Source organism: Haladaptatus sp. R4, from assembly GCF_001625445.1.
Classification (GTDB): domain Archaea; phylum Halobacteriota; class Halobacteria; order Halobacteriales; family Haladaptataceae; genus Haladaptatus.
In genome coordinates this window covers 317,621-336,962 of sequence record NZ_LWHG01000028.1, presented here as the reverse complement: position 1 = coordinate 336,962, position 19,342 = coordinate 317,621, and the positions used below count along the sequence as shown (strand labels likewise).

25 protein-coding genes are annotated in these 19,342 nt (G+C 59.5%); 9 read left to right on the top strand and 16 right to left on the bottom strand.

What is annotated here, in order from left to right; translation table 11 throughout:
- Position 1 precedes the first annotated feature (1 nt).
- The 9 genes from gvpL to gvpO (A4G99_RS16715) form a co-directional block, all read right to left on the bottom strand.
- On the bottom strand, positions 2-805 hold the full coding sequence (gene gvpL, locus A4G99_RS16755) for a gas vesicle protein GvpL (RefSeq protein ID WP_066146125.1): 804 nt from the start codon (positions 803-805) through the stop codon (positions 2-4).
- Positions 798-1,115 (bottom strand): gas vesicle protein K, encoded by a 318-nt coding sequence (locus tag A4G99_RS16750; RefSeq protein WP_066146122.1) that lies wholly within the window; start codon positions 1,113-1,115, stop codon positions 798-800. The genes gvpL and A4G99_RS16750 overlap by 8 nt, the downstream gene beginning before the upstream one ends.
- On the bottom strand, positions 1,102-1,524 hold the full coding sequence (gvpJ, locus tag A4G99_RS16745; RefSeq protein WP_066146118.1) for a gas vesicle protein GvpJ: 423 nt from the start codon (positions 1,522-1,524) through the stop codon (positions 1,102-1,104). The genes A4G99_RS16750 and gvpJ overlap by 14 nt, the downstream gene beginning before the upstream one ends.
- Positions 1,517-2,266, bottom strand: coding sequence for a hypothetical protein (locus A4G99_RS16740; RefSeq protein ID WP_066146115.1), 750 nt, complete (start codon positions 2,264-2,266; stop codon positions 1,517-1,519). Before A4G99_RS16740 ends, gvpJ begins: the two co-directional genes overlap by 8 nt.
- Entirely contained in the window at positions 2,259-2,681 is a 423-nt protein-coding gene (gvpH, locus tag A4G99_RS16735) for a gas vesicle protein GvpH (protein ID WP_066146112.1), read from the bottom strand. The genes A4G99_RS16740 and gvpH overlap by 8 nt, the downstream gene beginning before the upstream one ends.
- Positions 2,681-2,935, bottom strand: a complete 255-nt coding sequence (gene gvpG / locus A4G99_RS16730; RefSeq protein WP_066146109.1) for a gas vesicle protein GvpG — start codon at positions 2,933-2,935, stop codon at positions 2,681-2,683. Before gvpG ends, gvpH begins: the two co-directional genes overlap by 1 nt.
- Positions 2,932-3,558: a GvpL/GvpF family gas vesicle protein gene (locus A4G99_RS16725; RefSeq protein WP_066146106.1), complete on the bottom strand. Its 627-nt coding sequence runs from the start codon at positions 3,556-3,558 to the stop codon at positions 2,932-2,934. The genes gvpG and A4G99_RS16725 overlap by 4 nt, the downstream gene beginning before the upstream one ends.
- A 152-nt stretch (positions 3,559-3,710) precedes the next feature.
- Positions 3,711-4,367 carry a hypothetical protein gene (locus A4G99_RS16720; RefSeq protein WP_223301942.1) on the bottom strand — a complete coding sequence of 219 codons (657 nt, stop codon included), beginning with the start codon at positions 4,365-4,367 and terminating at the stop codon, positions 3,711-3,713.
- Between the two features lie 24 nt (positions 4,368-4,391).
- Entirely contained in the window at positions 4,392-4,871 is a 480-nt protein-coding gene (gvpO, locus tag A4G99_RS16715; RefSeq protein ID WP_223301941.1) for a gas vesicle protein GvpO, read from the bottom strand.
- Positions 4,872-5,025: 154 nt separating this feature from the next.
- Here gvpO (A4G99_RS16715) and gvpA point away from each other — a divergent pair, with 154 nt between their 5' ends.
- Together gvpA and gvpO (A4G99_RS16705) are read left to right on the top strand one after the other, a co-directional pair.
- Positions 5,026-5,289 carry a gas vesicle protein GvpA gene (gvpA, locus tag A4G99_RS16710; protein WP_066146101.1) on the top strand — a complete coding sequence of 88 codons (264 nt, stop codon included), beginning with the start codon at positions 5,026-5,028 and terminating at the stop codon, positions 5,287-5,289.
- Positions 5,290-5,306: 17 nt separating this feature from the next.
- Positions 5,307-5,807 (top strand): gas vesicle protein GvpO, halophile-type, encoded by a 501-nt coding sequence (gvpO, locus tag A4G99_RS16705; protein ID WP_066146098.1) that lies wholly within the window; start codon positions 5,307-5,309, stop codon positions 5,805-5,807.
- Positions 5,808-5,810: 3 nt separating this feature from the next.
- Here the strand turns inward: gvpO (A4G99_RS16705) and A4G99_RS16700 are convergent, their stop codons facing one another.
- Complete coding sequence (locus A4G99_RS16700; protein ID WP_066146095.1) at positions 5,811-6,131, bottom strand: FUN14 domain-containing protein; 321 nt, start codon at positions 6,129-6,131, stop codon at positions 5,811-5,813.
- 262 nt (positions 6,132-6,393) lie between these two features.
- On the opposite strand from A4G99_RS16700, the gene tfe reads away from it, so the two are divergent.
- The 4 genes from tfe to A4G99_RS16680 are packed head-to-tail and all read left to right on the top strand — an operon-like array spanning position 6,394 to position 9,093.
- A complete protein-coding gene (gene tfe, locus A4G99_RS16695; RefSeq protein ID WP_066146092.1) occupies positions 6,394-6,921 on the top strand; it encodes a transcription factor E in 528 nt (175 codons plus the stop codon).
- Positions 6,921-7,592 carry a DUF2110 family protein gene (locus A4G99_RS16690; RefSeq protein WP_066146089.1) on the top strand — a complete coding sequence of 224 codons (672 nt, stop codon included), beginning with the start codon at positions 6,921-6,923 and terminating at the stop codon, positions 7,590-7,592. The genes tfe and A4G99_RS16690 overlap by 1 nt, the downstream gene beginning before the upstream one ends.
- Positions 7,589-8,356 carry a DUF5803 family protein gene (locus A4G99_RS16685; protein ID WP_066146086.1) on the top strand — a complete coding sequence of 256 codons (768 nt, stop codon included), beginning with the start codon at positions 7,589-7,591 and terminating at the stop codon, positions 8,354-8,356. Before A4G99_RS16690 ends, A4G99_RS16685 begins: the two co-directional genes overlap by 4 nt.
- Positions 8,357-8,391: 35 nt before the next feature.
- On the top strand, positions 8,392-9,093 hold the full coding sequence (locus A4G99_RS16680; RefSeq protein ID WP_066146082.1) for a molybdopterin-binding protein: 702 nt from the start codon (positions 8,392-8,394) through the stop codon (positions 9,091-9,093).
- Positions 9,094-9,621: 528 nt separating this feature from the next.
- On the opposite strand, the gene A4G99_RS16675 is transcribed toward A4G99_RS16680, so the two are convergent.
- Both A4G99_RS16675 and A4G99_RS25260 read right to left on the bottom strand, forming a co-directional pair.
- Positions 9,622-9,807 (bottom strand): hypothetical protein, encoded by a 186-nt coding sequence (locus A4G99_RS16675; RefSeq protein ID WP_066146079.1) that lies wholly within the window; start codon positions 9,805-9,807, stop codon positions 9,622-9,624.
- A 566-nt stretch (positions 9,808-10,373) separates the two neighbouring features.
- Positions 10,374-11,147 (bottom strand): hypothetical protein, encoded by a 774-nt coding sequence (locus A4G99_RS25260; protein WP_150123139.1) that lies wholly within the window; start codon positions 11,145-11,147, stop codon positions 10,374-10,376.
- Between the two features lie 408 nt (positions 11,148-11,555).
- On the opposite strand from A4G99_RS25260, the gene A4G99_RS25255 reads away from it, so the two are divergent.
- Positions 11,556-12,326, top strand: coding sequence for a hypothetical protein (locus A4G99_RS25255; RefSeq protein WP_150123138.1), 771 nt, complete (start codon positions 11,556-11,558; stop codon positions 12,324-12,326).
- 94 nt (positions 12,327-12,420) lie between these two features.
- Here the strand turns inward: A4G99_RS25255 and sucD are convergent, their stop codons facing one another.
- The 4 genes from sucD to A4G99_RS27430 all read right to left on the bottom strand — a co-directional run bounded on the left by sucD (position 12,421) and on the right by A4G99_RS27430 (position 15,262).
- A complete protein-coding gene (sucD, locus tag A4G99_RS16670; protein WP_066146076.1) occupies positions 12,421-13,290 on the bottom strand; it encodes a succinate--CoA ligase subunit alpha in 870 nt (289 codons plus the stop codon).
- Positions 13,287-14,429: an ADP-forming succinate--CoA ligase subunit beta gene (sucC, locus tag A4G99_RS16665; protein ID WP_066146074.1), complete on the bottom strand. Its 1,143-nt coding sequence runs from the start codon at positions 14,427-14,429 to the stop codon at positions 13,287-13,289. Before sucC ends, sucD begins: the two co-directional genes overlap by 4 nt.
- 159 nt (positions 14,430-14,588) lie before the next feature.
- Complete coding sequence (locus A4G99_RS16660) at positions 14,589-15,149, bottom strand: glycerophosphodiester phosphodiesterase (protein WP_223301940.1); 561 nt, start codon at positions 15,147-15,149, stop codon at positions 14,589-14,591.
- Positions 15,083-15,262, bottom strand: coding sequence for a hypothetical protein (locus tag A4G99_RS27430; RefSeq protein WP_223301939.1), 180 nt, complete (start codon positions 15,260-15,262; stop codon positions 15,083-15,085). Before A4G99_RS27430 ends, A4G99_RS16660 begins: the two co-directional genes overlap by 67 nt.
- 52 nt (positions 15,263-15,314) lie before the next feature.
- Here A4G99_RS27430 and A4G99_RS16655 point away from each other — a divergent pair, with 52 nt between their 5' ends.
- Entirely contained in the window at positions 15,315-16,271 is a 957-nt protein-coding gene (locus A4G99_RS16655; protein WP_066146071.1) for an NADPH:quinone reductase, read from the top strand.
- A gap of 74 nt (positions 16,272-16,345) precedes the next feature.
- Positions 16,346-19,183, top strand: a complete 2,838-nt coding sequence (locus A4G99_RS16650; RefSeq protein WP_066146068.1) for a DEAD/DEAH box helicase — start codon at positions 16,346-16,348, stop codon at positions 19,181-19,183.
- Positions 19,184-19,342: the final 159 nt, after the last annotated feature.

The following is a 19,342-nucleotide window of genomic DNA, read 5'->3' as shown; positions in this document are numbered from 1 at the left end:
TTCATGCGTCCAACTCCGGTGCGAACGAGTACGGCGGCCACGGCCCGGTGAACCTGATCTCGATACCCGGGTCCGCCGCCACCTCGTCCAATAGCTCGCCGATTTCCTCCTCGCGGTCCTCGTGGGCCACGAACGCGACCTGGACGACTTCGTCCGGCGTGTTCGAGTCGTCCGAGTCGAGAACCCCGCGGTTCGAATCCAACACCTCGAACTCGCGCACGAGGGGGTCGAGTCCGTCGCTAAGCCGCGCGGTCAGTTCCTTCTGCCGCGCCCGTCGGAGGTCACGAAGCCGATTATCGTACTGCTTTTCGAGCAGGAACGCGGTCCCCTCGCCCGCCTCATCGACCTTCCCACGCAGTTCGGCCAGCTTTTCGTCGTCGGCTTCGAGTTCGTCCTGCACGCGGTCCTCGTCCCACGCGACGCCGACGCGGTACTCCCAGTGTCCCGCGAAGTCGTCGAGATGGGTTTCGAGGGTCTCGGACTGGTCGGACAGCCACTCCATCACCGCGTCGTCGTCGCCCTTGAGAATCGTATCGAAGCGGAACGGAAGCGGGGTTCCGAACCGTTCACCGGCGGCGTCCACCACGGACTGATGGGTGAGCAACCACTCCCGAACCCGCCCGAGGTCGTCCGAATCGAACGGCGAATCACAGGACTGGACGACCGCACCCAGTCCGTCGTGAACGATCACCGAGACGGAACCGCCGTCGATACCCGCCTCCGAAAAACCGGTCGCGTCTTCGTCCGTTCCCGCATCCACGACGCAGTAGAGGTATCGCCCCTCCTCGAACTCGGAATCAGCCACCGTACTCCTCCATGCCGGGTTCGCGGTCCGCGAGGTCTATCAGCGCGTCCGAAATCAGGTCGTCCAGATCGTCGCGGAGGGTATCGACGCCCTCCTCGATCCCCTCGGACTCCTTCAGTCGCTCCAACTCGTCCTCGATGGCCGCCAACTGCGTCCCGAGCCGCTCGATTTCCTCGGGCGTGAGGTCGTCGTACTCCATCCGTCGAACCGCCTCGCGCTCCATCGCCTCGACGAGCAGTTCGACCACCGTGATGACGAGCGCGACGAGTCCCTTCCCGGCGTCGTCGCCGTCCACTTCAATCGCCGTCATGCTCCGCCTCCGCTTCGGCTTTCGCCTCCGCTTTTTCTTCCTCCCCGTCCGCTTCGTCGTCCTCGTCACTGGCTTCCGCTTCGTCGTCCCCTTCCTCGTCACTGGCCGCCGCTTCGTCGTCCTCTTCCCCGTCGGGGGAGACGCCGACCGTCACGGTTTCGGATTCGGGCAGTTCCTCGACGCCTGCGGCCTCCTCGACGCGCTTCATGTCGGTTCCTTCCGGAAATTCGAGACCGTACTGTGCCGCCGTCTCGAACGACGCGATGGCGGCCCGGAGTTTCACGCCGAGCAGTTCCGTCTCGCCGACCGTGACCACGATATCGGCGTTGATGACGACGCCCTTGTCGAGCAGCAGTTCCAGCATCTCGGCGAGGTCGGACTGGCTCCGGGTGGGTCCGGTCTCACCCATCCTCTTCCTCCTCGAATCGACGGCCGTAGATTCGCTTGTTCTTCGACCCGGACGAGTGCCAACCGCTCTTCGGAACCGTCGAATAGCGCGCGACGCTGGCCTCGGTGGATCCGGATGCGGCCATCGTGGAGTACGCCGACGGATTGCCGGACGACGGCTGTCCGGTGGTCCCCCTCGACTCGTTTTCCTCCTTGGCCTCCTTCAGGTCGTTCCGGGTGTCGATGAGGCCGTCGCGGAACTCGTCCACGCTCTCCTGGAGCTGCGACTGGAGTTTCGACTCGTACAGTTCGGACTGCATCTCGTCTTCGAGGTCGTCGTCCATTTCGATCATGTCGTCGTCCGACTCGTCGTTTCCGACGCCGATTTCTTCGAGGGCGTCGGTGAACTCGTCGCTCTCCTCCCACAGGCTTCGAACGTCCGTGGACGACCATAGCTCCCGGAACTTGATGGCGCTGATGAGGCTCCGAACGTCGATGACCTCCCCGGCGTCACCTTCGTCGATGGCGTCGTCCGTGTCCTCCAACTCGATCACGTCCGGAAGTTCGGACAGTTCGAGTACGTCCGGAAGGTCGGTCAGGTCGAGTTCGTCCAGCACGTCCTCGCCCTCGTCCAACACGTTCCAGAGGTTCTCGGCTTCCGTCGCAACCGAATCGAACGAGTCCGACGACCCGAGCGCCGAGACGAGTCCGTCGAGTCCCGACTGCACCTCGTCGAGGAACGGTTCGATTTCGTCGTTAGCCATCGGGTGACTCCCGTCCGATCCGCAGTTCGAGGATGTAGTTGTTGTACGATGCGTTCCTGATCTCCGCATCGTCCCATTCGATGCCGAATCGCTTGATCGGCTGCTCGTCGTCCCGGATCTCGATCACGTTCGTCTCGCCGTCGAACGTGACCCCGAGGTCGTCCTTCGGAACGCCGGGGACGTCCATGGTGACGACGAGTTCGCCGTCCTCCTCCCGCGTGTTCGTTAGATATCGTTGCTGCGGTTGTGTCCGGGGCTGACTCCGCTGCTTTCGGGGCTGACCCGACGTGACGGAGTCGAACGAAATCCCGTAGTTGATTCGTCCCCCCGAGCTACCGTGTTCGCCAGCGTACGTTCGTTTCTCGTCGTCCGAGAGTTCGTTCGCCAATCTGACCAACCGTTCGATGATTCCCATTATCGTTTCACCTCGACTTTCCCGTTTCGCAGCCGTTCGTGGGCCGTTTCCGCAGCGTCGAGTCGCGCTTCGAGGTCGGCTTTTCGTTGCGCGTACTCCTCGTCGGACAACTCGCCCAGATCGTACAGCATGTGCGTCTCCTTGAGTTCGTCCTGTATGCCCGCGATGTCGTACATCTCGTCGACCGCCAGCGAGTGGAGAACGTCCACCATCGACACCAACGGTCTGAACAACAGGTCGTCGACGACGATCATCCCTGTGCTCCGATGTGGATGTCTACGAAGTTGTACGGTGCCCACGGCCCCGTGTACTGGACGGTCAACTCGTCGTACTCCTCGCGTAGCTCGCCGACTTCTTCGGCGAACGCCTCGCGGTCGTCGGTCGGCACGAGATACGAGCGGTTGAGGGCGAGCCTGTCGCTGAACAGGTCGTCCTCGGTCTCGCTCTCGGCGATGTCGGACAGTCGTTCGCCGACGTCCTCCCGGATCGCCTCGCGGTCCACCTCGTCATCCTCCCCGACCACGATTTTGACGCCGAGTTCGACGTGCCCATCGACCTCGTTGAGCGCCTTCGTGAACGCTCTCCGTGCACCACGGAGGACGGACTTCAGCGTGCGGTTATCCTTGAACGCCATGCCGAACTGCATCGGCACGACTGCGTCCACGTCGTCGCGTTCGAGTACCTCGCGGAGTACCTCGTCGTGGCGTTTGCTATCCTCGTCGGTTCGTTCGGGTTCGGTCGTGTCGATGTCCGAGACGACGGCCGAGAGCGTCCGGTACGTTACCGTGTACACTCGGTCACCACCGGCGACAGCGTCAGTGTCGAACTCGAAATCGTTTTTCTCGACGACCCCGTAGACGTATCGGTTCGAACTCATCGTTTCATGGAGACGGTGCTCCTACGACTGGAAACCGACGAGACGTGCCTTAATAAGTCGTGTGGCGGAGAATGCAAGCACGCACCGCATTGTGGCGTCTCGTGCATTTTCCACCCGCTCGCCGACTGCTGGAGATAACGAACGTCGATGGCTCACTGGGCGGCCTTCCGACGGTCGAGTTCGTCCATCAGGTCGTTCGCCAACATCTGAAGGTCGTCGTTCGAGAGTTGGTCGAGTTCGACCGACGGCTCAGCTTCTTCATCGGAGTCGTCTTCGGCTTCGTTTTCGTCGCCGGAGTCGTCCGTCACTTCTTGCTCACCCGATTCGTCTTTCGACTGGCTCTCCTTCGATTCGTCTTCCTCGGATCTATCGGCCTCGTCGGCTTCGGCCTCATCGTCGGCCGTTTCCGCCTGTCTCTCGTCTTCCGTGGACTCGCCTTCACCGTCCGCACTCTCCATGCCGAGGCTGCTCGCGGTGGCGAGTATCTCTTGGGCTTCCTCCTTGCTCACCTCCAGAACCTCTTGGACTCGCTGGAGGACGAGTTGTTCCCGTGTGGGCTCCGCTTCCGATTCCTCCTCGGACGCCTCCGGGGCCTCCAGTCGATGTTCGAGGCGGTCACCGAGCGACGCCCCGACCCTTCGCCCGACGAGCATCCCCAGCCCACAGCCGACGACCCGTCCGAGGTCCCGACCGATAGCTCGGCCGTCCTCGCCCTCCATCTCGGTGAGTGCGTTCACGACTCGTTCCGCGTTCAGTTCCTTCCCCATGTCCCCTTCGACTAGCTTTCGTACCGTGTTTTCTTCAGTCATGATGTCCCCCATTCGGCGTCGGCGTTAGCGTTCCTCGGCTTCGAAGATTTCCGTCTGCGTGCCGGTATCGCCGCGACGATACCGTCCCGCCCGCCCGTACCCCTGGACGGTGCCGCTCGGTCCGAGACTGATGACGTACCGTCCGAGAACGTCTTGGGTGTCCGGAATCGAGTTTCGTTCGACCACCTCCGCAACGACTCGCCAACCGTCGTCATCTCGCTCCCCCACTTCGATGATACCGTCGAGCGGCGACCCGATGAGGTCGCTCGCGATGGCACGACCAACGTCCCGCGCTTCGTACAGGCCGATTTCGTCGTCGCTTTCGACGATTTCACTGATCTCTCCGATCTCGTCGGACTCGTTCGCTTCGGTGCGCTCCGACGAACCATCATTGCCGACGGCTTCGGACAGTCGAGTGAGCACGTCGTCGAACTCGCCACTTTCGGAGTCGCTCGTTCGTTCGGTCATCGTTCCCTCCCCAAACGTGTCGTCATCGAGTTGCATAACTCATGCGCCCGTAACGAGTGCGTACGGCTTCGTAACCGAAATCGGTAGCAGAAACGAACCTGCTTAAAAGTAACTTGCAGGCTCGGCCCGAATCCTAAAATAGCGTTCGCCTGGAGTTTCCACCGTAGGGATTCGGTTCCCGTGATCAACTATGGTAGAAGCAAACCCGAACTCTTCGAGTCTCGCGGACGTTCTCGACCGCATTCTCGACAAAGGCGTCGTTATCGACGTGTGGGCGCGTATCTCCGTGGTCGGTATCGAAGTACTGACCGTCGAGGCGCGTGTCGTCGTCGCATCGGTCGACACGTTCCTCCACTACGCAAAGGAGATGGCGAAGTTAGAACGAGCATCCTCGGAGGACGAGGTGGACTTCGAACAGGTCGAAGTCGCGTCCCCCGAGGCCAGTTCGTCGTAAGCACAGTGTGACGAACGATGTCCGAAGCAGACCAATGTCGGGCGCTCACCGACGACGGCGAGCGGTGCACCCGTCCGGCACAGGACGACGGTTTTTGTTATCAACACGATTCGGACGACGAGACGATAGACGGCCAAAACGAGGAAGAAGCCGGGTCCGAAAACGGAGACGAGGACGAAGACGTGAGCGATAATTCCCCGGACGAGGAGGAAGCGGAGGATAGCTCGGAGAGCGACGAATCGGACGAAAGCGGGGACGGCGAGTTCGACGTGATGGCCGTCCGGAAGACGGTAGAGGACGTCGCCAACGATTTGGTCGGGCATCCGCTCGACGGCATCATCGAGATAACCGAGGACGACGACGGCTGGCAGGTCGTCGTCGAAATGGTAGAACGGAGCGCAGTTCCGGACACCCAGGACATCCTCGGACAGTACGCTATCGCGCTGTCGGAGTCGGGCGACGTAACCGGCTATCGATTGCGGGAGCGATACAGGCGCGGCGACAGTCAGGAGTGGTAGGGATTACCCTTTGCGGAACCCGACCATGAACCCGCCGACGAACCCGGCGCTAACCGAGAGCGTCGAGAGGAGGGTCGTCACCCACGAGGGAGGCTGACTACTTCCGGCGGCCTGACCGGTTTTCACTACTCCTGCGGAGAGTTTGTTCCAGTCAACCGAGAGTATACCGCGCGATTCGAGGAATTTGAACAGGGCGAGTTCGAGGCCGATGATGACCGCGACGAGCTTCGCGACTTTCTTCGCGGCGAACCCGATGACGCCGCCGATGACGGCACCGCTTCCCAGTTGGAGTCCGAGTTGTTGAGGGTCTATCCCGACTTGCATCGTCCCACTCAGAACACTGATAGGTTAAGTTTCTTGTGGTTTTGGTCGATGTTGAACGTTCTCTACCGATGTAAAATCGATACCGTACGCGGGTTTCAATTCGTCGCAACAATAGGGACACATATCTTTCGATCTGTGAATTACGTTCGAGCGGACGAACATTCGGGTCCCGATTTCGGCTGTCGAGATGATGATGTCAACGCAACCCCGCAACCCTCTCCCGATGGTTTTAAACAGATGAACAACCCGGTATAACGTATCAATGGCTTTCGAGGACTTACTGAGCGACCCGGTGATTCAGAAATATCTTCACGAACTGGTCGGACCGAAAGGAATGCCCGTCGCGGCCGCGCCGCCGGACGGTGAGGTGACCGACGAGGAACTCGCGGAGGAACTCGACCTCGAACTCAACGACGTTCGACGTGCGCTGTTCATCCTCTACGAGAACGACTTGGCGACCTACCGACGCCTCCGCGACGAGGATTCGGGATGGCTCACCTACCTCTGGACGTTCGAGTACGACAAGATCCCGGAGAACCTCGAAGAGGAGATGTACCGCCTGCTCGACGCGCTGAAACAGCGCCAGGAGTACGAGCGCACCCACGAGTTCTATCTCTGTGAAATCTGCTCGCTTCGCTTCGAATTCGGCGAGGCGATGGACTTCGGTTTCGAATGTCCCGAATGTGGGTCGCCGCTCGAATCCATGGAGAACTCGATGCTCGTCGACTCGATGGAGGAGCGAATCCACAACCTCGAAGACGTACTCAACGTCGAAACACTCGGTGCATAATGGTCGTTCTCGCAACAAAAGTGTACGTTACCGGCGACGCAAAGCACCGCGCGCTGGACGGTCTCGAATCGCTGGTCGGAAACGCACTCGGCGACCTCGACGTGGAGTTCGACATCGGCGTCAGGCACGACGATTTCGTCTCGGTTACCGTGGAGGGCGAGGACGAAGTCGTCGCCCGGAACATCCTCGGCGAGGAGTGGGGCGAAATCACGCCCAACCTGCGCGACGGCGAAACGTACGTCGGCACGCTCGAATCGTGGGACGACGACGGGTTCGTCCTCGACGCCGGACAGGACGTTCGGATTCCGGCGTCCGAACTCGGACTCGGTCCCGGCAAACCCGAGCAGGTGATCGAACGGTTCGGCCTCGTTCAGCACATGCCGATGGGATTCGTCTACGCGGAGGACGGCACGTCACGCCTCTCAGACGCCGAGCGTGACCGCCTGTTCGACTGGTCGCGTGGCACCGGACGGGTGAACGTCAACAGCGCGACACGCGGCGAAGTTCGAGCGACGGTCAACCGTGCGGGCCACGCCCACGACATCGTCACCGTCGAACGACTCGGCGTGTTGGAACAGAGCATTATCTGTACGGAAAACACCGACCCGCCGGGACTGCTCGCCAGCATCGGCGGCTACATCCCGGCCGAAATCCGCTGTGTAATTCCATGAGAAAACGGTTCGTTCTCGCGTTCGCCCTGCTCGCCCTCCTCGCGGCCAGCGCCGGGTGTTCCTCCGTGTTCGGCCCAGGGGACATCAGCCAGCAGCAACTCAACAAGAGCGCGACGTACGACTGGAAAACATCGGAGGACGTGACCTACAACGTCACGAGCGGGCAGTATCAAGCGGTCTACAACCTCGACAAGAAGGACACGCTCGAAATCCATCAGGAGGAATCCTTCGGCGAGGAAGCCCCCGTCGAGATTTCGGGCGTGCAGTTTCAGTATCCGAACGGGACCGTCGTCGGTGCCGATCAGATTTCGGTGCACAAGACCAAATCCTCGACCATCATCCGACCGCCCAAGGGCCCCGGAAAACTCGCGTACACGGTATCGAGACAGGGGAAGACGTTCTACGTCCCGACCTACCTCGAAGACCGAACGTACGAAGTGACCATCCCGCGCGGCATGCGCGTCGATACGTTCCTGCTGAGCGACGTGCGCCCCGGTAGCTACGAGACGAGCATGCAGGACGGACGCGAGCATATCGTCTGGTCCCAACCCGTGAAATCCGACAGCATCTCGGTGCGATACTACCTGGTCCGGGACAAGTGGATATTCGCCGGAATCGTCGCGCTGGCGTTGCTCGTCGGACTCGCCGGTCTGGCCTACTACCGCTACCAGATTCGGCAACTCGAACGAGAACGCGAGGAGATGGGCCTCAACATGGACATCTCCGACGACGATATGGGCGACGGGCCGCCGCCCGGAATGTAAGAGCACTTTTCTTCACCGCCGCCTACGATTCGGGTATGCGAGTTGCGTTGGTAACCGTCGGAGATGAAATCCTCTCCGGAGACACTGTCAACACGAACGCCGCCTGGATCGGTGAGCAACTGACCGAGCGCGGCGTGACCGTCGAACGGGTGTTCGTCATCCCCGACCGCGTGGCCGACATCGCCCGCGTCGTGAACGAGGCCCGCGCCGAGTACGACGCCGTGATCGTCACCGGTGGACTGGGGCCGACCCACGACGACCTGACGATGGAGGGCATCGCGGCGGCCGTCGGCGTCCCCGTCGAGGAACACGAGGAAGCCGTCCAGTGGATCGAGGAGCACTCGGATTACTCACACGCCGATCTGACGACCGGAACGGCCCACCTTCCCAAGGGGGCGCGCATGCTCCCGAACGAAGTCGGCGTCGCTCCCGGCGCGGAGATAGAGGACGTCTACGTCCTGCCCGGCGTGCCGGACGAGATGCACGCCATGTTCGAGCGAATCGCCGACGAGTTCGACGGCGACCCCTACTTCACCGGCACCGTCGCGGCGGGCGAACCCGAGAGCGCGCTCATCGACCGATTCGGGGAACTCCGCGAGCGGTTCGACGTGAAAGTCGGGAGCTATCCGGGCGACTACGTGCGCGTCAAAATCGAGGGGACGGACGAAGCGACCGTCCAAAACGCAGTCGAGTGGTTACGCGAGCGAGTCCAAGCGCCGGACGAGACGGACGCCTAACGGTAGAAGTAGGCGATCCACGCAATCGTGATTGCCAGTCCGACGACGAGAACGACGATGCCTGCCGAGTTTGCGGGAACCGCTTCGAGTGGAATCATACTCGCCGGTTGTCGTCCCTGTCTCTTAAGATTTGAGAATTACCCCTCGCGCCCGCGGCGAGTCGTTTCCGTTCGGATTTTCTCGGTGAGCGATAGTTTTCGATCGACGTTCGACCAGCGAGGTTTCGAGGAAACCTCTGGGTGAACGGTGTAATTGCCGAGCAAAGCTCGGCAGTCAGCCGGACGAAATCCGGCGAAATTGCCAAGCGTTGCTTGGCGGTCAACCGGACGGAGTCCGGTGAAACCGTGAACCAGCGGTCGGTCGAACCGCCTCGAAAGATTCGTGCGAATTCTTCGTGAGCCGGGCGAAGGCTTTCTGGGTCGTCTTCTCAGTAGCGAAGATAGAAAACCAATCAAACCTCTGCCGATTTCGCATTCTCGAAAATGAGTGGTGAGTAACGAACGCGATTCTACCTAATCCAAGCGACCGCTACGTATCCGGGGTCACCTCCCACTCGACCGAAATACTGCGCAGCGGCAAATCGTGCCGTTCGAAGAGGTCGTGCATCTCGACCAGCAGTTCGGTCGTCACGTCGTCGGCGTCGATTCCGTTGACGCGAAAGACGGTCCGTCCGTTGGCGATACGTTTTTCCGGAGAAGGTTCGTTGTTCGACATGCTTCTGGGTACGTCCCGAAGCAAGCAGGGTCAGTGTCATCACCACTGGCCTTTCAGCGAAACCCTGTTGCTTCATCTGATGTGTCACTACATGGGGAGTTAATTCTATTGGTTCGGTGGGGTGGGAGATTTGCGTGTGTTAAATGGTCTGAGGATAGAAGTGAGTTTGTGGCATAGGAGTTAGCCAGATACTATCTTTTGATTGTGCAGTCGTCACCGAGCGCTTGAATAAAGTAATAACACTACATCTGATTTGATAATAGAACTTGGCTATCTTCAGTTCTGTTTCCTCGCTAATTTCGGGTCCCAAGGTTACTTAGGGATATTGAGCTGATTTCCAACTTCCATTATGATGTGAGGTCAAAACAGAAACTCTCTTCATACAGGACGTATCCGATGTTGTAAGCTGCTTCCGTAAGACCGATCCTTTTATCAAGATCCAATGAAATCAGTGGACGACAGTAACCCGGGCACCAGGTTACTATATATGGCTCTGTAAACGGAAATTCTGTTCGCAAATAAAATATTCTTCACTGGTCAACCATTAACTAATTCGAATCATCATTTTATGTACATGGATTATCATTGCAGGCATCGGAGGTTCCGCAATGAATAGCTGTATTACAACTTTTTGCAGACACATCACAGCACGTACTGAAGTCTCCGAGGTAACAACTTCCATCCGCATTCATATATCTATTGTATAGTTCCTTATCTAGCCAACAATTGTCCCCAGGAGTTGGATCATCGGTAGAGTCATCATATAGACAGAAGTAATCGTGACACGTAGCTTGTACTGAGAAGGAATTATCCGTAGATGTATCAATTGTTACTGCATTGCGGTGATCAGTAGCGTCGGGGCGCAATATCGCATAACTCCGCTGCACTTGTGGTTGTACTACAACTGTGAGGTGTTGATCCCGAAGCTTTTTTGAGGTGTAAATATGCGCAGTCGGGGTATCGTTGAACAAGAAGCTCGTCATCCCCATCCCTTCCGATGTCTCGGAATATTCTTTCTTGGGGGTGAAGTCAGCCGTATGTAGCTCCGTTTCTGATTCAAGAATGTCTCGCTTCTTTAGTTCCTCTAGTAGCTGCTCTCCGTGCATATGAATCGCTCCTTTAGCGGCCTCTGAAGTAGCGTATCTCTGTTTTGCTTCATTCACTTTTTCAATCTCAGCGGAACTGATTTCGGTATCTGCTTGATCCGCAGATGCAGTACTGGTTCCCAAAATACCGAACCCAACAGCACCACTTGAAGCACCAATTGTCTTCAAAAGGCCACGTCGTTTGATTGAGTTCGTTCCTTCGTCCGATGTGTTTGCAGGCTTTTTTTCGAACATCTTCAATCTACTCTATGCTCTTTTTGTTTTTAACTTTATTGGGTGGGCAACTGATCTTTGTGTGGGCATCTGATTATTCTCCAGGCATCTGGCAGACTATTGTCTGAGATACACATATTGTATAGATGAGGTCAATATTGACAGTTAACAATTAAATCAGAGGGGGGGGAAGTTGATAGGTACTTCAATATCAATTGTTTATTGAATTGACTTACTCAAGTATGCAAGAGCTAATTACTCTATCTCGTATCCTATACAAAGTGGGAACCGTCGCGATTGCCAGTGTCGTTTATGTATACCCGTTATTGAACGAATTGATGAATTTAAGTAATTGGTCAACTCGATCAAAATGGCAACATATAATGATATGAAAGTTAAATTTTTATCTCTACAACCCATATTAGTAGTATGGAATGCCTAATTAATACAATAGGATATTTGAGTAAATCTGAAGTCAGATTGGAGATACTAGATGTTATTGATTCTGAACCGCTGGATTTACGCGATTTAATGGACATCACAGGGAGCCCTCGGACAACTCTCCAACGAAATCTATCTCTACTTATTGAACGAGGCTGGATTGATGAATCTCCTACTGGGTATACGACGACGACGACTGGGAGCTTTCTACTTCGAGAAGCGAAGAAGACAAACAAAGTAGTAGAGAAAATCCACGAGATAAGACCGTTAATAGAGTTAATTCCATCTTCATCAGAAATCAATATCCGGCGGTTAAATAATTTCAATGTAATCGTTCCGGACTGTTCTTCTCCGTATCGGCCCGCAAATCACCTGCGAGAGAGCATCAATGCGTCGGAGTACATACGTGGTGTTGTTTCCTTCATGCCGAAAATAATAGTTGACCGATTTTTCGACCTATCCCCAGAATCGTTTGACAATGAAGAGTTCATTCTTACAGAGCGTGCATATTCTTCACTTATGGAAAAAACGACAAGCACTCCCAAATGGGTCTCCAATTCGAATTATCCCGATATTCGGATATTCGAAAATGATTTTCCATATAGTCTCTTTATCCTCGACGAGAAGATTCTGCTCGCAGCTTGTGACAATATCGGTCGATTAGAGGTTCTTGTCGAGGCAGATTGCGAAGAGAGCCTTAATTGGGCTGAAAACATATATAGTACACATAGACTTGAATCATCTCTACCTAATATATAGCTTGAAACTAAAACTCACTTGACTCCCTGGGAGATATATTTGATTTCTCTATTTTTAATTATGGAAAAATAAAACTTCCCCGAAAACTCCCTGTTTACAGGAAGTCTTCGATGTTGTCAGCGACTTCTTCCGGAGTGTCGCCGACGGGGACGCCCGCGTCGTTGAGCGCGTTGATCTTGGACTCCGCGGTACCGGTTCCGCTGCCGGAGACGATGGCACCGGCGTGGCCCATGCGCTTTCCTGGCGGGGCCGTGCGGCCTGCGATGAAGCCAGCGACCGGCGTGTCCATGTTCTCCGCGATGAACGCGGCGGCCTCTTCCTCGTCCTCGCCACCGATTTCACCGCACATGACGACGGCGTCCGTGTCGTCGTCGTCCTCGAACAGCGAGAGGGCGTCGATGAAGTCCGTGCCGATGATCGGGTCGCCGCCGATGCCGATGGCGGTGGTCTGCCCGATGCCGCGCTGGGTGAGGCTGTCCACGACTTGGTAGGTCAACGTCCCCGAGCGGGAGACGAGACCGACGTTACCCGACTCGAAGATGTTGCCGGGGAGGATACCGAGTTTCGATTCGCCCGGCGTGATGATGCCGGGGCAGTTCGGACCGAGCAGTCGCGTGTCGGTCTCCGAGAGGCGCTTGTACACCTTCGACATGTCCTGTGTGGGGACGCCTTCCGTGATGGCGACCGCGAGGTCGAGGTCCGTGTCGAGCGCCTCGAAGATGGCGTCGGCCGCGAACGCCGGTGGGACGAAGATAACCGAGGCGTCGGCGTCCTCTTCCTCGACCGCTTCGTGCACGGTGTCGTAAACGGGCACGCCGTGTGCTTCCTGCCCGCCTTTGCCGGGGACCGCACCGGCCACGACGTTCGTTCCGTACTCCATCATCTGTTCGGCGTGGAAACTACCCTCGCCGCCGGTGATACCTTGGACGACCACTCGGGTGTCGTCGTCTACGAGAATGCTCATTGTTTGTCCTCCGCGTTTTCGACAGCACGCTGAACCGCGTCTTCGAGCGTCGCTTCGACCTGAACGAGGTCGGTGTTCAGGATTTCCATTCCTTCCTCCGCGTTGGTCCCGGCGAGTCGAACGACGACGGGTTTCGGAATCTCGTCGAGCGATTCGAGCGCCTCGTTGATACCTTTGGCAACCTCGTCACCGCGCGTGATGCCGCCGAAGATGTTGAAGACGACCGAATCGACGTTCTCGTCCGAGAACACCATGTCCAGCGCGTTCGTCACGCGCTCGGCCTTCGCACCGCCACCGATGTCGAGGAAGTTGGCGGGCGTGCCGCCGTAGTAGTCCACGAGGTCGAGCGTGGTCATGACCAGTCCGGCACCGTTGCCGATGATACCGACGTTGCCATCGAGTCGGACGTAGTCGAAGCCGTACTCGCCCGCCTTGCGTTCGAGGTCGTCCTCGTAGGCGTCCTCCTCCATCTCGGAGAGGTCGGGGTGACGGAACAGCGCGTCGTTGTCGATGTTCATCACGGCGTCGGCCGCGATGACCTCGTCGTCCGAGGTAACCATCAGCGGGTTGATCTCCGCGTCGCTCGCGTCCTTGTCCGCCCAGAGGTCGTACAGCGTCGTGAGGACGCTCGCGACGTCCATCGCGATTTCCTTGTCGACGCCTGCGTCGAACACTGCCTTGCGGGCCTGGTACGGATGCATCCCGAACGCCGGGTCGATGTGCTCCCGTGCGATGGCCTCCGGCGTCTCCTCGGCGACGGACTCGATGTCCACGCCACCTTTGGTGGAGACCATGGCGACCGGTTTGCCCTCGCCGCGGTCCATCGTCACGCCGACGTAGAGTTCGTTGACGAAATCGACGGCCCCTTCGACCAACACCTGTTCAACTGTGTACCCTTTGAGGTCCATTCCGAGAATGTCCTCTGCGGCCTCTTCGGCCTCTTCGCGGTCCTCGGCGAGTTTGATGCCGCCGGCCTTTCCGCGACCGCCGACGTGTACTTGCGCCTTTACCGCGACAGGGTAGCCGATGTCCTCCGCCGCTTCGACGACTTCGTCAACGCTCTCCGCAAGCGCTGAATCCGGCGTCGGGATTCCCGCGTCGGAGAACACCTCCTTCGCCTGGTACTCGTGTAGCCTCATGCACTCGAAAGGGAGTTGCCACGCCGCTTAAATCCCGACGGTTCACACCCAAGGTTACGTCCGAAACCACATTTTTAATCGCATACAGAACTGCAGGCAATTCTATGTGACCCACCCCATGTGACATTGTCACATTCGAGGGTCCGGTTCCCGTGGTAGCTATCGGAAGACGCTCCGCGTATCCGAAACGATTCCGTCCACACCCGCCTCGGCGAGCGCGTTCGCCTCCGCTTCCTCACGCACCGTCCACGAGTTCACCGCCAGTCCGGCGTCGTGTGCTCGGTCCACGAATTCCGAATCGCAGATGTCCAACTTTGGATGGACACAGGCACAGTCCAGGTCGACGGCCGTGTCGATGCAGTTCGGACCGCGCTGATTGATGTACGCCAGTCGGACCTCGGAGTCGAAGGTTCGGAGGTTCCGAAGTACCTGCGAATAGAACGACGACAGGAGAACGTCGTTGTCCACGCTCGCAACGGCGTCCAACACCCGCTCCGCCATCCCGCCGTGTTTCAGCTCCAAGTTGATTTCCGTCCCGTCCGGAACCGCGTCGAGCGCGGTTTCGAGTCGCGGAACGGTCTCGTCGGAATCGAGTATCGTCAGTTCCCGAAGCTCGGACCACGGGGTGTCCTGAACCGCCCCGTAACCGTCCGTCAACCGCCCGAGCCTCGAATCGTGGAAAACCACGAGTTCGCCCGATCCGCAACGCTGGACGTCCATCTCGATGCGTCCGCGTGCGCCGCCGCGTTCTCGAACGCGAGGGGCGTGTTCTCCGGGTAGTCGTCGGCGAAACCACGATGGGCGATGTGCTGTGGTGAATCCGATGTTGACATACCAACAACTCGTCCCTGCGGACTTATTTTCCTTCCCTTCGTTGCCCTTCACATGCGAGCAGTACGCTATCACGAACACGGCGGCCCGGACGTGCTACAGGTGGAAGAGATCGACCGACCCGAACCGGAGAAAGACGAACTCCTCGTGGCGGTTCGCGCCGCGACGGTCAACCCCGTCGACACGTACTTCCGCGAGGGATCGTATCGCCCCGGCGACCTCCCGTGGATTCCGGGGTCGGATTTCGCGGGCGAGGTCGAAGCCGTCGGCGACGAGGTCGAGGCGTTCGACGTCGGCGACCGCGTCTTCGGAACCGGTCTCGGAAATAGCCGACAGGGAACCTGTGCCGAGTACGTCACGACGCCGACCGACACGGTCGCCCGTCTCCCCGACGGCGTCGGGTTCGACGAGGGTGCGGCGGTCGCCCTCGTCGGCGTCACGGCGTGGCGAGCGCTCATCGACCACGGAAACCTCGAACCGGCCGAATCCTGCCTCGTTCACGGTGGGAGCGGCGGCGTCGGCCACGTCGCGGTACAACTCGCGGCCGCCACCGGGGCGCGCGTCGTCACCACCGCGAGCGAGGAGTACCACGAACGCCTCGAAGCCGTCGGCGCGGATACGGTCCTCGACTACCACCGGGACGACCTTGCGGACGCCGTCGAGGAGAAAGGCCAAATGGACGTGATCCTCGACCACCGACTGGACGACTACCTCCAGTTCGACGCGGACGTGGCGGCGCTGGGCGCGCGCATCGTCGGCATCGGCAATACCGACGCCGAGGCCGGATTCGAGAACGTCTCCGCCGCTCGCTCGAAGGAGTTGACGATAACGCTGATGAGCATGTTCAACACCCCCGACATCTCGGCGGTGCTTGAGCGACTGGCCCGCCTCGTCGCGGACGGCGAGGTCGTCCCCGAAATCGCCGGGACGTACTCGCTATCCGAGGTGGACGAGGCACAGCGCGACGTGCTCGAAAAGAGCTTCCTCGGAAAGTTGGTCGTCGAAGTATAGAAATCGACGAAAATCCGGAAATAGAACGGGGCGGGCAACGCGCTTAATTCGCTTCGCTCCCTAACCGAAATACGATGCAGGACAGGCGGGCCGCGGGTTCTGCGGCCTTCGCGCGACTCGGCGACGAGGTGCGGGCGGCGCTCTCGGAGAGAGGTTTCTCCACGCCGACCGAACCACAGAAGCGCGCGATTCCGCCCCTCGCCGAGGGGAAACACGGACTCGTCATCGCGCCGACCGGGACCGGCAAGACCGAGACGGCGATGTTGCCAGTATTTGACGCTGTGGCGGAAGCCGACCCGCGATTCGGAATTTCTGTACTCTACATCACGCCGCTCCGGGCGCTGAACCGCGACATGCGCGAGCGACTGGAGTGGTGGGGGGACGCGCTCGACATCGACATCGACGTGCGCCATGGCGACACGACGGATTACCAGCGCCAGAAGCAGGCGAACGATCCGCCGGACGTGCTGGTGACGACGCCCGAAACCCTGCAAGCGATGCTGACGGGGTCGAAGTTGCGGACGGCACTGGAGGACGTCCATCACGTCGTCGTGGACGAGGTGCACGAACTCGCTAGCGCGAAGCGCGGCGCGCAGTTGACCATCGGACTGGAGCGTCTACACGAACTGTCGGGCGACTTTCAGCGAATCGGCCTCTCGGCGACCGTCGGTGATCCGAAGGAGGTCGGCAAGTTCCTCACCGGAAATCGGGGCTGTGAAATCATCGAGGTGGACGCCGGGAGCAAGGTGGCGTTCCGGGTGCACGAACCCGAGATCACCGAGGAGGACGAGCGACTGGCGGGCGAGTTGATGACGAATCCGGACATCGCCAGCCACGTCCGGGCGATTCGTGACATCGTGGAGACCCACGATTCGACGCTCGTCTTCGTCAACACGCGCCAGACCGCCGAGGCGCTCGGGTCGCGGTTCAAGGAACTCGGGACGAACATCGGCGTCCACCACGGTAGCCTCTCGAAGGAGGCCAGAATCGACGTGGAGGACCGCTTCAAGGCCGGAAAACTCGACGCACTGCTTTGTACCTCCTCGATGGAACTCGGCATCGACGTGGGTCGGATCGACCACGTCGTCCAGTATCAAAGCCCGCGTGAAGTCGCTCGACTGCTCCAGCGCGTGGGCCGCGCGGGCCACCGCATGGACGAGGTGTCGAACGGAACCATCGTCACGTCGAATTCAGACGACGCGCTGGAGGCGATGGCAATCGCACGGCGGGCGACCGACGGCGACGTGGAACCGGCCCATATCCATCACGCGAGTCTGGACACCGTGGCCAACCAAATCGTCGGCCTCGTCATGGACTTCGGGGAAATCGACGCCCGGAGAGCGTACGATATCGTCACGCGGGCCTACCCCTTCAGGAATTTGGACGAGGAGACGTTCAAGGGCGTCGTGCGGGAGGTCCAGCGCAACCGGTTGGTCTGGCTGAACGAGGAGGACGACCAAATCGAGAAGTCGGGCAAGACGTGGCAGTACTTCTACGCCAACCTGTCGATGATTCCCGACGAGGAGACCTACACCGTTCACGACATCGCCAGCGGGTCGCAAATCGGAACCCTCGATGAGCGGTTCGTCGTCAACTTCGCGGAACCCGGCGAGGTGTTCATCCAGCGCGGCGAGATGTGGCGCATCGCCGAAATCGACGACGACGAGAGTCGCGTCAACGTCTCGCCCATCGAGGACCCCGGCGGTGAAGTCCCGTCGTGGGTCGGCGAGGAGATTCCGGTGCCGTTCGAGGTTGCACAGGAGGTCGGCGAGATGCGCGCCGTGGCGGGGCCGCAGTTCGAACGCGACGCACCGATGGAGGGGGTCGCCCGCGAGTTCACGAACCGCTATCCGACCGACCAGCACACCGCCGAATCCGCGCTGTCACAACTCGATCGGCAGGCCGAAACGGAATCCCCGATTCCGACGGCCGACCGAGTCGTCGTGGAGTTCGCCGCCGGGAAGATAGTCGTCAACGCCTGTTACGGCCACAAGGTGAACGAGACGCTCGGACGCATGCTCTCGTCGCTGGTCGGCCAGCGAACCGGGTCCTCGGTCGGGATGGAGATCGACCCGTATCGGATCGAGTTGGACGTGCCCGGGACGGTCGATGGTCACGAAGTCGTGGAAGTCCTCCACGAGACGGACCCCGAGCACGTCGGCCCACTCATCGAACTCTCTCTGAAGCACTCGGACACGCTGAAGTTCACGCTCGCGCAGGTCGCCGCGAAGTTCGGGTCGCTGAACCGTTGGGAGGGGAGAGGCCCGGTGTCGATGGGCCGTCTCCTCGGCGCGCTGGAGGACACGCCGATGTACGACGAAGCGGTGCGGGAGGTGTTCCACGACGACCTCGCCGTCGATGCGACCGAGGAAATCCTGCGCGGAATTCACGCGGGTGACATCGACGTCGTCACGACCGGCGGGCGAACCCCGGTCGGAAGCGGCGGGCGCTCCTCGGGTCGGGAACTGCTCGCGCCCGAGAACGCCGACGCGAGCGTCATCAAGACCGTCAAGGAGCGGATTCGAAACGACCGCGTCCTCCTGTTCTGCCTGCACTGTCAGGACTGGAAACGCAAGACGACGGTCGAGAAGGTGAACGACCAGCCAAAATGCGTCGGCTGTGGTTCGACCCGCGTCGCCGCGCTCAACCCGTGGGCCGACGAGGTGGTCACGGCGGTTCGAGCCGAGGACAAGGACGACGAACAGGAGAAGATGACGCGGCGGGCGTACAACGCGGCGAATCTGGTTCAGAGTCACGGCAAGCAGGCCGTCATCGCGCTGGCCGCCCGGGGCGTCGGCCCGCAGAACGCGGCGCGAATCATCGCCAAACTGCGTGAGGACGAGGACGACTTCTACCGCGATATTCTGGCCCGGGAACGGCAGTACGCCCGGACGCAGGCGTTCTGGGACTGACCGGGCTTTTCTGCCGGTCACGCCGGAACCCCCCGACACCGAACGCTCGTTCGTGAATCGTCTCCCCGCGGTGGAAATCTCTCCTCAGGGGAGAGAGTTATTTTGTCAGCTTTCCCACCAGAAACGTGAGAAAATCGTTTAGACGATACGGGAAGTAGA